Source organism: Aeromonas sp. QDB18 (assembly GCF_027705325.1).
Taxonomy (GTDB): Bacteria; Pseudomonadota; Gammaproteobacteria; order Enterobacterales; family Aeromonadaceae; genus Aeromonas; species Aeromonas caviae.
The window spans coordinates 22,411-34,180 of record NZ_JAPDBQ010000027.1 but is presented as its reverse complement, the minus strand read 5'-3'; the positions used below and the strand labels follow the sequence as shown (position 1 = coordinate 34,180).

Annotated in this window: 12 protein-coding genes and 1 tRNA gene; 3 read left to right on the top strand and 10 right to left on the bottom strand. The window is 60.7% G+C overall.

Annotation, left to right across the window (positions count from 1 at the left end):
* Nucleotides 1-312: 312 nt before the first annotated feature.
* The 3 genes from OKC30_RS06695 to OKC30_RS06685 all read right to left on the bottom strand — a co-directional run bounded on the left by OKC30_RS06695 (nucleotide 313) and on the right by OKC30_RS06685 (nucleotide 2,864).
* The gene (locus tag OKC30_RS06695) at nucleotides 313-987 is read right to left on the bottom strand and encodes a 7-cyano-7-deazaguanine/7-aminomethyl-7-deazaguanine transporter (RefSeq protein ID WP_010676046.1); all 675 of its coding nucleotides are present in this window, start codon (nucleotides 985-987) and stop codon (nucleotides 313-315) included.
* A gap of 151 nt (nucleotides 988-1,138) precedes the next feature.
* Nucleotides 1,139-1,426 (bottom strand): DUF3630 family protein, encoded by a 288-nt coding sequence (locus OKC30_RS06690; RefSeq protein ID WP_160836737.1) that lies wholly within the window; start codon nucleotides 1,424-1,426, stop codon nucleotides 1,139-1,141.
* 10 nt (nucleotides 1,427-1,436) lie between these two features.
* Nucleotides 1,437-2,864 carry a protein adenylyltransferase SelO gene (locus OKC30_RS06685; RefSeq protein ID WP_270666313.1) on the bottom strand — a complete coding sequence of 476 codons (1,428 nt, stop codon included), beginning with the start codon at nucleotides 2,862-2,864 and terminating at the stop codon, nucleotides 1,437-1,439.
* A gap of 104 nt (nucleotides 2,865-2,968) precedes the next feature.
* Between OKC30_RS06685 and OKC30_RS06680 the strand changes: the two genes are divergently transcribed.
* Nucleotides 2,969-3,271 (top strand): c-type cytochrome, encoded by a 303-nt coding sequence (locus OKC30_RS06680; RefSeq protein ID WP_109422054.1) that lies wholly within the window; start codon nucleotides 2,969-2,971, stop codon nucleotides 3,269-3,271.
* Nucleotides 3,272-3,370: 99 nt separating this feature from the next.
* On the opposite strand, the gene recQ is transcribed toward OKC30_RS06680, so the two are convergent.
* Complete coding sequence (recQ, locus tag OKC30_RS06675) at nucleotides 3,371-5,206, bottom strand: ATP-dependent DNA helicase RecQ (protein ID WP_039039660.1); 1,836 nt, start codon at nucleotides 5,204-5,206, stop codon at nucleotides 3,371-3,373.
* A 131-nt stretch (nucleotides 5,207-5,337) separates the two neighbouring features.
* On the opposite strand from recQ, the gene OKC30_RS06670 reads away from it, so the two are divergent.
* A complete protein-coding gene (locus OKC30_RS06670) occupies nucleotides 5,338-5,802 on the top strand; it encodes a thioesterase family protein (protein ID WP_039039661.1) in 465 nt (154 codons plus the stop codon).
* Between the two features lie 123 nt (nucleotides 5,803-5,925).
* On the top strand, nucleotides 5,926-6,453 hold the full coding sequence (locus OKC30_RS06665; RefSeq protein ID WP_160836740.1) for an AbiTii domain-containing protein: 528 nt from the start codon (nucleotides 5,926-5,928) through the stop codon (nucleotides 6,451-6,453).
* A 235-nt stretch (nucleotides 6,454-6,688) separates the two neighbouring features.
* On the opposite strand, the gene OKC30_RS06660 is transcribed toward OKC30_RS06665, so the two are convergent.
* From OKC30_RS06660 to OKC30_RS06635, 6 genes are all read right to left on the bottom strand, one after another.
* A tRNA-Pro gene (locus OKC30_RS06660) sits at nucleotides 6,689-6,765 on the bottom strand.
* Between the two features lie 141 nt (nucleotides 6,766-6,906).
* Nucleotides 6,907-7,632: an MOSC domain-containing protein gene (locus tag OKC30_RS06655; RefSeq protein WP_160836741.1), complete on the bottom strand. Its 726-nt coding sequence runs from the start codon at nucleotides 7,630-7,632 to the stop codon at nucleotides 6,907-6,909.
* Between the two features lie 48 nt (nucleotides 7,633-7,680).
* Nucleotides 7,681-8,523, bottom strand: coding sequence for an ABC transporter permease subunit (locus OKC30_RS06650; protein WP_010676054.1), 843 nt, complete (start codon nucleotides 8,521-8,523; stop codon nucleotides 7,681-7,683).
* A complete protein-coding gene (locus OKC30_RS06645; RefSeq protein WP_160836742.1) occupies nucleotides 8,520-9,425 on the bottom strand; it encodes an ABC transporter permease subunit in 906 nt (301 codons plus the stop codon). The genes OKC30_RS06650 and OKC30_RS06645 overlap by 4 nt, the downstream gene beginning before the upstream one ends.
* Complete coding sequence (gene potA, locus OKC30_RS06640) at nucleotides 9,422-10,576, bottom strand: polyamine ABC transporter ATP-binding protein (protein WP_010676056.1); 1,155 nt, start codon at nucleotides 10,574-10,576, stop codon at nucleotides 9,422-9,424. Before potA ends, OKC30_RS06645 begins: the two co-directional genes overlap by 4 nt.
* A 76-nt stretch (nucleotides 10,577-10,652) precedes the next feature.
* The gene (locus OKC30_RS06635; protein ID WP_045522886.1) at nucleotides 10,653-11,732 is read right to left on the bottom strand and encodes a polyamine ABC transporter substrate-binding protein; all 1,080 of its coding nucleotides are present in this window, start codon (nucleotides 11,730-11,732) and stop codon (nucleotides 10,653-10,655) included.
* Between the last annotated feature and the right edge of the window lie 38 nt (nucleotides 11,733-11,770).

Below are 11,770 nucleotides of genomic sequence, written 5' to 3'. Positions count from 1 at the left end.
GGTGTGTTTGGAGACAGCCAGTTTACCAGCACCCTGTCTGTCAACTTCCACTTCCCCAAGATCCCGCGAAGAACCATTTTTTATGCCCGCTGATGGCGGAAAAGACGCAAAAAAAGAGGGCCAGTAAACTACTGGCCCCTTAACTGGAAGCAATGTGAGCAATGTCGTGCCTTCACAAGAAGTCCATCACGTTGGAACAAATGAAGTCATTCCCGGAAAACAAGTTAACAATAATCATTCTCATTTAACTGTGCAAGCCTTATTTGCGAAGATCGCAAAAAAATTGACCACCCATGGGGGTGGTCAATCTCATCAGGCTTGTCGCGTAGCAGCTTGCAGGCCAGCCAATCCGGCCTCCCCCACCAGCTTGCGGCTGAGATAGCGCAGTAGCACACCGTAAAGCGGCACAAACAACCCAAGACTTATCAGCAACTTGAATACGTAATCCACGGTCGCGATCTCGACCCAGTGCTCGGCCATGAAGGGATCTGTGCTGCGCCAGAAGGCGATGCTGAAGAAGGCGATGGTATCCACCAGATTGCCGAACAGGGTGGAGGCCGCCGGTGCCACCCACCAGGCTTTCAGCAGGCGCAGGCGGTTGAACACCACCACATCCATGAACTGGCCCACCAGATAGGCCATAAAGCTGGCTAACGCGATCCGGGCAACAAAGAGATTGAACTCTGCCAGATTGCCCACCCCCTGGAAGCTCCCTTCGAAGAAGAGCACCGAGAGCACGTAGGACACGGTCAATGCCGGCAGCATCACGGTCTGGATGATCTTGCGCGCCAGGCCTGCGCCGAAGATCCGCACCGTCAGATCGGTGGCCAGGAAAATGAACGGGAAGCTGAAGGCACCCCAGGTGGTGTGGAAGCCAAAGATGGTGATCGGCAGCTGCACTAGGTAGTTGCTGCTGGCAATGATCAGGATGTGGAACAACGAGAGACGCATCAGTGCCGTCTGGTACTGAGCCGGAGTCAGGTTCATATTGTGACCTTTTTGGTTAATGGGGTTAGGGAACCCATATCGCCACCATGGCGATAATCGAGGGGCGGGATTATACGCCCCCAAATTGATAGTTCAATCTTTATACGGCTATTTCGAACAGTGGCGACTCACATTCGGAACCGGCCAGGGGTCAGTTCCCGTATTGCCGGGCGAGCCAGAGCAGCGCCTCGATGTCCGCCGGTTGCACCGCCGCCAGCCAGCAACCGCTGTGGTGTTCGAACTCGAGCCGAAGGCGGCTCCCCTCAAACTCCAGCAGCCAGCCGTGACGATCGGCCCCCCACTCCCGCTCGAGTGCCGCCAGCTCCCACTCCTGCAGCAGGGCTTCGGCCAGCACTGGAAAACTGTCCCAGTCGAGCGCCGGGCACGTCAGCATCACCACCCCGGCTTCCCTGTCTGTCTGCGTGATACGCCAGTTCATCTGCGGCTCCTCAACTGCTGCACGAGAGCTCGCCCCCGCAATACCAGCCCGGATGCGGGGTGGCGAGATCCTCGTATTCGGGTTGGTCATCATAGGGGTGCTGCAGGGCCGCAAACAGCCGCTCGAACGGCGCCATGTCGCCCTGTTCTGCCGCCTCGATCACCTGCTGGGCCAGGGCGTTGCGCAGCACATACTTGGGATTGACTGCGTCCATCTGCCCCTTGCGCACGCCATCCACGCTCCCTTCCCGGGCGAGGCGCGCCCGATAGGCCTCAAGCCACCCCTGCCAGACGGCAGGATCGGGCAGCAGGGCCAACAGGCGGGCGGGCCACGCTCCCTCTCGCGTCACCTCACCGAGACGTCGCAGGAAGAGGTGGTAATCCACCTTGTGCGCCGCCAGCAGCCGGAACAACTCGCGGAACAGCGCCGGATCCTCCTCTTCCCACACCGCCAGCCCCAGCTTGGCGCGCATCAGCTCGGAGTAGTGCAACATCAGCTGGTGCTCGTACTGGGCCAGGGCCGACGCGAGCGCGTCGCCATCCACATGGCCAGCTAGCGCTTGGGCCAGCTTCTGCAGGTTCCAGTATCCGACCGCAGGCTGCTGATCCAGCGCATAGCGACCGTCCGGATCCGAGTGGTTGCAGACGAAGTCCGGCACATAGGCGTCGATAAAACCGTAGGGGCCGTAATCCAGGGTCAGCCCGAGCAGGGACATGTTGTCGGTGTTCATCACCCCGTGACAGAACCCCGCCGCCTGCCACTTGGCGATGAGCAGCGCGGTGCGGCGCACTACTTCGGCAAACAGCTCGGCGCCATCGGCCAGCTCGGGGAAGTGGTAACGCCGCGCATAGTCGATGAGGGCGGGGATCTTCTCCCCCTGCCCGCTCCATGCGAAATACTCGAAATGACCGAAGCGCAGATGGCTCGGCGCGGTGCGCAGCACGGTCGCCCCGCTCTCCACCTGCTCCCGGTAGACAGGCTCGTCACTGCCCAGCAGCACCAGAGCCCGGGTGGTGGGAATGCCAAGGGCATGCAGCGCCTCGGAAGCCAGGTACTCGCGAATACTGGATCGCAGCACGGCACGGCCGTCGCCGAAGCGGGAGAATGGCGTCTTGCCCGCCCCTTTCAGGTGCAGGTCCCAGCGGCTGCCATCCGGCGCCAGCTGCTCCCCCAGCAGCAGGGCGCGGCCATCCCCGAGGCGCGGGCTGTAGCCACCGAACTGGTGGCCCGCATAGACCTGGGCCACCGGCTGCATGCCCGGCAGGGGCTGCCCCTGGCCGCAACAAGCGAGCCACTGCGCCTCGCTCACCTCCCCGAGCCCCAGCTCACCAAGCAGCGCACGGTTCAGATGCAGCAATCTGGGGCCATGCAGCGGCTGCGGGGCAACGGGCTCGCAAGCCCAAGGAAGTTCGGTGGCAAAAGTGTTGATCAACTTCATGGTGATGAGGGTTGTCCCTGCGTATGCTCGTGTCACTCTTTATACCGCCGTCGGCTCGTCGAGGCTAACAGGCGATCACGATTATTCATTTCAAGGAGAAAACGATGCCAAAGTGGGTCTATACCCTGCCCCTGCTGGCGCTTGCCTGGGGCCATCAGGCCAAGGCGGCCGACATAGACGCAGGCAAGGCCAAATCCGTGGTCTGTGCCGCCTGTCATGGCGCGGATGGCAAGGCGAGCGTCCCGACCTACCCCCACCTCGCGGGCCAGAACCAGGCCTATCTGCTCAAGCAGATGAAAGCGTTCAAGGAGGGTTCCCGTACCGAGCCGCTGATGGTTCCCTTCATGGCGATGCTGACCGAGGCGGACATGGAGAATCTGGCGGCCTATTACGCCAACCTCAAATAATGCATGGCGCCGACCAACGGGCGCCTTTCCACTGTTTGTTGTGCCAGCCTACCGGCCTGGGCCTGCTGCGGTCGATGACAAGGTCTACCAGGGCCGACCCTACCGGCGGCAGTAGTCGATGATCAGGTCCATAAAGGCCTCACCGAAGCGCTCCAGCTTGCGGTGACCGACACCGTTGACCGCCAGCATTTCCTCCTCGGTCATCGGCATGAGCTGTGCCATCTCCACCAGGGTGGCGTCGTTGAACACCACATAGGGCGGCACCTCTTCATCCTCGGCGATCTGCTTGCGCAGGGCGCGCAGCTCCTTGAACAGCCGCTTGTCGTAGTTGGCGTTGTCGAGCAGGCCGTTGCGCTTCTCCTTGCGGCTGGAGATGGGCTGCAGGCGGGGGACTGCCAGTTCCAGCTTCATCTCGCCGCGCAGCACGGGGCGGGCCGCTTCGGTGAGCTGCAACACCAGATTGCGGGTGATGTTCTGGGTCAGCAACCCCTTGTGGATCAGCTGGCGGATGACGCTCATCCAGTATTCGTGGCTCTGATCCTTGCCGATGCCGTAGGTCGACAGCTTGTCGTGACCGTGATCCTTGATGCGCTGGTTCAGCGATCCGCGCAGCACCTCCACCACATAACCCACCCCGAAATTCTGTCCCACCCGCCAGACACAGGAGAGCGCCTTCTGGGCGTCTTCGGTGCCGTCATAACTCTGGGGCGGATCGAGGCAGATGTCGCAGTTGCCGCACGGCTTGTCGTTGTACTCGCCGAAGTAGTTGAGCAGCACCTGACGGCGGCAGGTCTGCGCCTCGGCGAAGGCCGCCATCACGTTGAGCTTGTACTGCTCCACCTGCAACTGCTGGGGGTTTTCGATGTTGTCGAGCAGCCGGCGCACCCTACCGATGTCGGCGGGATCGTAGAGCAGCAGCGCCTCCGCGGGAGTGCCGTCACGCCCGGCGCGGCCGGTTTCCTGATAGTAGGATTCGATGTTCTTCGGGATGTCGTAGTGCACCACGAAGCGCACGTTGGGCTTGTCGATGCCCATGCCGAACGCCACCGTCGCCACCACGATCTCGATGTCATCCTTGAGGAAGGCTTCCTGGGTCTGCTGGCGCAGCTCCAGCGGCAGCCCTGCATGATAGGGTGCCGCCTTGCAGCCGTGGCGGGAGAGCCGCTCGGCCACCTCCTCAACCCGGTTGCGGCTGGAGCAGTAGACGATACCGCAGTTGCCCTTCTGGCTCTGCACGTAGCGCAGCAGCTGCTCCGCTGCCTTGAACTTTTCCACCAGGCTGTAGCGGATATTGGGCCGATCGAAGCTGGCGGTGTGGATGAAGGGATCGTTCAGTTCCAGTCGGTGCAGCATGTCGCTGCGGGTCGCCTCGTCGGCGGTGGCGGTGAGCGCCACCACGGGCACCTGGGGGAACCACTGCTTGAGCCGTCCCAGCGCCGCGTATTCCGGCCGGAAATCGTGTCCCCACTGGGAAACGCAGTGCGCCTCGTCGATGGCGAACAGGCCGAGGGGCAGCTCCGCCAACCGGTCCATGAACTCGTGCTGCAGCAAACGCTCGGGGGAAACATAAACCAGCTTGATCTCGCCCCGGCGCATGGCGGCAAAGTTCTGGATCATCTCCTCCCGGCTCAGAGCCGAGTTGATGTAGACCGCCGCCACGCCGTTGGCACGCAGGGTGTCGACCTGATCCTTCATCAGCGAGATGAGGGGGGAGACCACCACCCCGAGCCCGGGTCGCAGCAGCGCCGGGATCTGGTAGCAAAGCGACTTGCCGCCGCCGGTGGGTTTGAGCACCAGGGCATCGCGCCCCGCCACTATCTGCTCGATGATCTCGAGCTGGCCCGGCCGAAACTGCTGATAGCCAAACACCGCCTGCAACAGGGCAAGGGGATTCTCTGGCTGAGGGTCAGGCAGGGTTTCGGCAATGACGGTCATGGGCTCTCCTTTGGGGTCGCCATTCTAAAGCAGCCGCCGCCCACAATAAACCTGCCATTGCGAGTGTTAAGGAAGTGTTGCAGACTGGCTGGAGTTTTTACTCGGCTTTGATGACAGGGCGGACTCAAGGAATGAAACAGATGCTCAAGAAGATGGCGCTCAGTGGCATAGCCAACCTGTTCGCCGAAAAAATGCCCTTCAACAAGCTGATCGGCATGCAAGTCACCCACTACGACTTCGACAAGGTGGAGCTGCGCATCAAGATGGAACAGAAGCTCATCGGCAACCCTTTCCACAACATACTGCACGGCGGCGTCACCGCCAGCCTGCTCGACGTGGCGGGCGGCATGATAGTCGCAGCCTCCTGCATCGACGAGCTGGAGGACTTCTCCCCCAGCTATCTCAAGGAGCGCTTCTCGCGGCTTGGCACCATCGATCTGCGGGTGGACTATCTTCGTCCCGGTCGCGGCAACGAGTTCATCGCCACCGCCCACATCATCCGGGCAGGAAGCAAGGTCGCGGTCGCCCGCATGGAGCTGCACAACGAAGAGGGCACCCACATCGCCTTCGGCACGGGCACCTACCTCGTCGGCTAATGGTTTTTATTGCATAAAAAGTGCGCTTCTAAGCTGATTTTAATCATTAGAATTCTTACCCCCTCCTCCGCTCAGGGTCCATACTGAAAGTCGGGATTCTGTGCAGAGGGAGGATTGCAGACGATGAGCGCGACACTGGCTACCCAACCATCCAGAGCCTTGCTGACACGACTTGAGGCCATGCGCGAAGAAGTGCAGACCCCAGAGTGCCGTCACTGGTTGGAACAGGAGCTGGAGGGGTATTCTCTCTGTTCACCCCTGCCCTGGTATCGCATCATTGCCTGTCGGCAACGCGGTCACTTCCTGAATCTGAAGACGGGGAAATATCTGACTTGCCATATCGGCAGCCAAACGCTAAGCCAACGCGACCTGGCCCAAGTTCAGTTCATCTATGCCCGTGAACCCGCCGCCCACTATTTACTGCGTCACGATTCCCATATCGAACCTTGGCCGGAATCACTGCTGGAAGCGTATCGAGAGCAGCTGATCCCTGGTCATCTCTGCCTGCAAGCCTGGCATGAGCCCGTGTCTTCGCTGCGTTCACAACTGATGGAGGGAATAGCACATTTCATTAGTGAGTACCCTAAGCATGCGGCCCTGCAAACCCAACACGGTTTCAAGGCATTGCGACATCAACACTGGCATATCTGAATGAGCGCCTGGGGCGCAAGGAGGGCACCATCGACAAGACCCACAACGAGATTGTCACAATCTAGAGTGCCGGAGTCAGGATCAGACTCCACCAGTGGGGCCACCGAGCGGTGGCCCTTTTAGTTGGGCAAATGAGGGAGATCGGAGCAGGAGAAGCAATCGACAATGGAAATGTCAGCTTTGCTTCAACAGACCAAATGCGAAAAGGCCGCTCATTGAGCGGCCTTTTCAAATGTGGTCGGTGTGAGAGGATTCGAACCTCCGACCCCTTCGTCCCGAACGAAGTGCGCTACCAAGCTGCGCTACACACCGATGTCTGCGGGGCGAGAATTTACCGAAAGCCCCGACCCGACACAAGCCTTTTTTTGCATTCACTCTAAAAAAATGGCTTTACGCTCAATAATTCAGCGAGTCGCAGGAAAAATCACCCACAAGGTATCTTTCCGCCTGCCTTCAGTCCTGTCGAGGCAACCTGAACTCGGTCGGCCCCAGCAAACGTCGGCTCCAATCCGCCACCACACCATGTTCAAGCCAATGGGCCGCATGCTGGCGCCAGTTGGGAGAGAGCGCCGGGTTCTCCAGCAGCAGTTGCAGATCGTCCTCATTGCGGGCCTGGTTGAACAGGATGTCGGAGGTGCGCTTCACCGTCAGCTCAGGGTAGGGTCTGTCCACCAGTGTCAGCTCCCCCTGCGGATCCACCCTTCCCTCTTCCAGCACCCGCAGCAGCCAGCCACAGCGACCACTCAGCTGCATCACCTGGGAGAGCTGGCCATAGCCAAAGCGCTGGTTGAGCTTGAAACAGGGGGATCTGGGCTGGCTTATCTGGATCAGCGCCTCTCCAAGTCGATAAACATCGCCGATGCAGGCCTGCGCCTCCGTCAGCCCCGAACCAGAGAGATTCTCGCCAAAGGCGGCAGGCTGCCAGGGTGTGCGTGGTACAGGCAGTCCCAGCGCGGTTTGCCAGGTTTTCCACCAGGCGTAATGCTCCGCAGGGTAATGGTGCAGGGCCCGATCCGGGCCGCCATGATGGCGTCTGTCGCTCTGCTCATCCCCGCGAAGGCCGAGGAAATCGCACCACAGAGGGGCGTTGGCAGGCTGCTTGTGGATGGCACTGATGAGGCCGGGGGCCTGCTCTGGGTTCAGTTCGGCGCTCTGGCCGATGAAGAGGGAGATCCGCATTCCATTCTCCTGACGGATGGGGGAATGCGGATCTTATCACGGGGCAAGTCAGGCAACTGCCTGCATCTGGGTGGTCATGGCGATTTCGGCACGGCGGCGTTTCTCCGCCCGGGCCATCAGATACCAGCTACCGAAGGTGAACAGGGATACCGACAGCAGGATCAGACTCGCGATGGCGTTGATCTCGGGCTTCACGCCGAGACGCACCGCCGAGAACACTTCCATCGGCAAGGTGGTCGAACCCGGGCCGGAGACGAAGCTCGCCAGCACCAGATCATCCAGCGACAGGGCAAACGACATCATGCCACCCGCCGCCAGCGACGGGGCGATCATCGGGATGGTGATCAGGAAGAACACCTTCCAGGGCTTGGCTCCCAGGTCCATGGCCGCCTCCTCAATGGAGAGATCCAGCTCCCGCAGCCGCGCCGACACCACGATCGCCACATAGGCGGTACAGAAGGTGGTATGTGCTATCCAGATGGTCAGCATGCCCCGCTCCGCGGGCCAACCCACCAGCTGGGCCATGGCCACGAACAGCAGCAGCAGGGAGAGACCGGTGATCACCTCAGGCATCACCAGCGGCGCCGTCACCATGCCGCCGAACAGGGTCCGGCCACGGAAGTGAGGGATCCGGGTCAGCACGAAGGCCGCCACCGTCCCTAGCGCCACCGCCGCGATGGCGGTGTAGAAGGCGATCTCCAGGGAGCGGAACACGGACCCGATCAACTGTTTGTTGTCGAGCAGGCCGAAGTACCACTTGAGCGACCAGCCCCCCCACACCGTCACCAGCTTGGAGGCGTTGAAGGAGTAGATGACCATGATGATCATGGGCAGGTAGATGAACAGCAGCCCCAGCCACAGCATCAGCTTGGCAAAACCGAAACGTCTCATGCCTTGCCCTCCAGCTCTTTGGCCTGGTTGCGGTTGAACAGGATGATGGGAATGATCAGCACCGCCAGCATCACCACCGCCAGGGCGGAGGCCACCGGCCAGTCACGGTTGTTGAAGAACTCCTGCCACAACACCTTGCCGATCATTAGGGTCTCCGGACCACCCAGCATCTCGGGGATGACGAACTCGCCCACCACCGGGATGAAGACCAGCATGCAACCGGCGATGATGCCGTTCTTGGAGAGTGGCACCGTGATCTGCCAGAACCGGGTCAGGTTGCGGGCACCCAGATCGGAGGCCGCCTCCAGCAGGCTCTGGTCGTGCTTGACCAGGTTGGCGTAGAGCGGCAGCACCATGAACGGCAGGTAGGAGTATACGATGCCGATATAGACCGCCAGGTTGGTATTGAGGATCTGCAGCGGTTCGTCGATCACCCCGATGCCCAGCAGGACGCTGTTGAGCAGGCCGTTGTTGCTGAGGATCCCCATCCAGGCGTAGACCCGGATCAGGATCGCCGTCCAGGTCGGCATCATGATGAGCAGCAGCAGAACGGTCTGGGTCTCCTTGTTGGCCCGCGAAATGGCGTAAGCCATGGGATAACCGATCAACAGGCAGAGCATGGTGCTGACCAGGGCTATCTTGAGGGACCCCAGATAAGCCGCGATGTAGAGCTCATCCTCCTGCAGCAGCAGGTAGTTGCCCAGGTTGAGCAGTATGGTGAGCTGATTGTCTGCCCAGCTCACCACGTCCGTGTAGGGCGGGATGGCCACGTCCGCTTCGGCGAAGCTGATCTTCACGACGATGATGAAGGGCAGCAGGAAGAAGAGGAACAGCCAGAAGAAGGGGATGCCGATGACCAGCTGCCGCCCTCCCACCTGTTTGAGTCGTCTCAATGCCTTCATGATTGCAGCACCACGCCGCTGTCATCTTCCCAGTAGAGGAACACCTGGTCATCCCAGGTCGGCCGTTTGCCGTGGCGTTCGGCATTGGCGATGAAAGCCTGAACGATTTTGCCCGAGGGCAACTGGATGTGATACACGGAATGGCCGCCCAGATAGGCGATGTCATAAACCTCGCCCTTGGTCCAGTTGAAGTCCGGATGCTCGATCTCTTCCGGCTTTTGCAGGCTCATCAGCAGTTTTTCCGGACGCAGGGCATAGGTGACCTTCTTGTTCTCCGCCCGGGAGCTGATGCCGTGACCCACATAGATGGGCTGCTCCAGATCCGCACAGGCGATGATGGCGTGGTCCTGCTCATCCTCCACCAGCAGGCCGTCAAACAGGTTGACGTTGCCGATGAACTCGCACACCAGCCGACTGGCCGGGGTCTCGTAGATGTCCATCGGGCTGCCGATCTGCTCGATGCAACCGAGGTGCATGATGGCGATCCGCTCGGCCATGGTCATGGCTTCTTCCTGATCGTGGGTCACCATGACGCAGGTCACGCCCACCCGCTCGATGATCTCGACCAGCTCGAGCTGCATGGTGGAGCGCAGCTTCTTGTCCAGCGCCCCCATGGGCTCATCCAGCAGCAGCAGCTTGGGACGCTTGGCCAGGGAACGAGCCAGGGCCACCCGCTGACGCTGACCACCGGAGAGCTGGTGCGGCTTGCGGCGGGCGTACTGGGTCATCTGCACCAGCTTGAGCATCTCTTCCACCCGGGCATCGATCTCCGCCTTGGGCAGGCCATCCTGCTTGAGGCCGAAGGCGATGTTCTGGGCCACCGTCATGTGGGGGAACAGGGCATAGGACTGGAACATCATGTTGATGGGGCGTTCATAGGGCGGCATGTCGGTAATGTCGACGCCGTCGAGGAACAGCCGTCCTTCCGTGGGTCGCTCGAACCCGGCCAGCATCCGCAGCAAGGTGGACTTGCCGGAGCCGGACCCACCCAGCAGGGCGAAGATCTCGCCCTTGTGGATGTTGAGAGACACGTTGTCGACCGCCAGCGTTTCGTCGAACTGCTTGCTTACCCTGTCTATTTTGACCAGCACTTCTTTACGCTGCTGGCTGCCCTCGAGGGCTTTCTTGTAGGCACTGGAGGCTATCGCCATTACCAAACTCCCAAAGGTGATTCCGGCCTGGGCCGATCCATCAATACAATCTGGCGCCCCGGGATGGGCGCCAAGGTTAGGTTCCGGATTTGATCTTGGTCCAACTCCGGGTGATCAGGCGCTGCACCGAGCGGGGATGTGCTTCCTGCACATACAGACGCTCAAGCACCGCCTGGGGGGGATAGACAGACTCGTCCTCGCGCACGGCCTTGTCCATGAACTCTCCCGCCTTGATGTTCGGGTTCGCGTAACCCACATAGTCGCTCACCTTGGCGATGACCTGCGGTTCGAGAATGTAGTTGATCAAGGCGTGAGCCTCTTTCACGTTGGTGGCATCGGCCGGGATCGCCATCATGTCGAACCAGAGATTGCCACCCTCCTTGGGGATGCTGTAGGCAATATTGATCCCCTTGCCCGCCTCCTCGGCCCGGGACGCCGCCTGCAGGATGTCGCCGGAGAAACCCGCCGCCACGCAGATGTTGCCGTTGGCGAGGTCACCGATGTACTTGGAGGAGTGGAAGTAGGCCACGTAGGGGCGCACCTTGAGCAGCTGCTCTTCGGCCCGCTTGATATCCGCCGGCTCATGGCTGTTGGGGTTGAGCCCCAGGTAGTTGAGGGCAGCCGGGATCATCTCGTCCGCCGAATCGAGGAAGGCCACGCCGCACTGGGAGAGCTTCTTCATGTTTTCCGGCTCGAAGATGGTCGCCCAGGAGTCAATCTTGTCGACACCCAGCACTTCCTTGATCTTGTCGACGTTGTAGCCGATGCCGTTGGTGCCCCAGAGGTAGGGCACGGCGTACTGATGGCCCGGATCCACCTTCTCGAGCTGCTTGAGCAGCATGGGGTCCAGGTTGCTCAGGTTTGGCAGCAGGGTGAGGTCCAGCTTCTGGAAGGCCCCCGCCTTGATCTGCTTGGCCAGGAAATTGTTGGAGGGCACGACCAGATCGTAGCCGGTGCGTCCGGTCAGCAGCTTGCCTTCCAGCGTCTCGTTGGAGTCAAACACGTCGTAGACGGTCTTGATCCCGGTCTTCTGCTGAAAATCACTGAGGGTGGTCTCGCCGATATAATCGGACCAGTTGTAAAAATGAACCACAGGGGCTGCCTGGGTCAGATTTGCAAACCCCAGGGTCAGGGCCAGCGTTGCCATCTTGGTCATGTGCACTTATCAGTCCTCATTTGTGTGATTTTGCCAGT

What these genes read in the sequence shown, in the direction of transcription:
- OKC30_RS06650 (WP_010676054.1), bottom strand. Translation starts at nt 8,523, where the DNA reads ATGAGACGTTTCGGTTTTGCCAAGCTGATGCTGTGGCTGGGGCTGCTG.
- OKC30_RS06665 (WP_160836740.1), top strand. Translation starts at nt 5,926, where the DNA reads ATGAGCGCGACACTGGCTACCCAACCATCCAGAGCCTTGCTGACACGA.
- OKC30_RS06645 (WP_160836742.1), bottom strand. Translation starts at nt 9,425, where the DNA reads ATGAAGGCATTGAGACGACTCAAACAGGTGGGAGGGCGGCAGCTGGTC.
- potA (WP_010676056.1), bottom strand. Translation starts at nt 10,576, where the DNA reads ATGGCGATAGCCTCCAGTGCCTACAAGAAAGCCCTCGAGGGCAGCCAG.
- OKC30_RS06670 (WP_039039661.1), top strand. Translation starts at nt 5,338, where the DNA reads ATGAAACAGATGCTCAAGAAGATGGCGCTCAGTGGCATAGCCAACCTG.
- OKC30_RS06680 (WP_109422054.1), top strand. Translation starts at nt 2,969, where the DNA reads ATGCCAAAGTGGGTCTATACCCTGCCCCTGCTGGCGCTTGCCTGGGGC.
- OKC30_RS06690 (WP_160836737.1), bottom strand. Translation starts at nt 1,426, where the DNA reads ATGAACTGGCGTATCACGCAGACAGACAGGGAAGCCGGGGTGGTGATG.
- recQ (WP_039039660.1), bottom strand. Translation starts at nt 5,206, where the DNA reads ATGACCGTCATTGCCGAAACCCTGCCTGACCCTCAGCCAGAGAATCCC.
- OKC30_RS06635 (WP_045522886.1), bottom strand. Translation starts at nt 11,732, where the DNA reads ATGACCAAGATGGCAACGCTGGCCCTGACCCTGGGGTTTGCAAATCTG.
- OKC30_RS06655 (WP_160836741.1), bottom strand. Translation starts at nt 7,632, where the DNA reads ATGCGGATCTCCCTCTTCATCGGCCAGAGCGCCGAACTGAACCCAGAG.
- OKC30_RS06685 (WP_270666313.1), bottom strand. Translation starts at nt 2,864, where the DNA reads ATGAAGTTGATCAACACTTTTGCCACCGAACTTCCTTGGGCTTGCGAG.
- OKC30_RS06695 (WP_010676046.1), bottom strand. Translation starts at nt 987, where the DNA reads ATGAACCTGACTCCGGCTCAGTACCAGACGGCACTGATGCGTCTCTCG.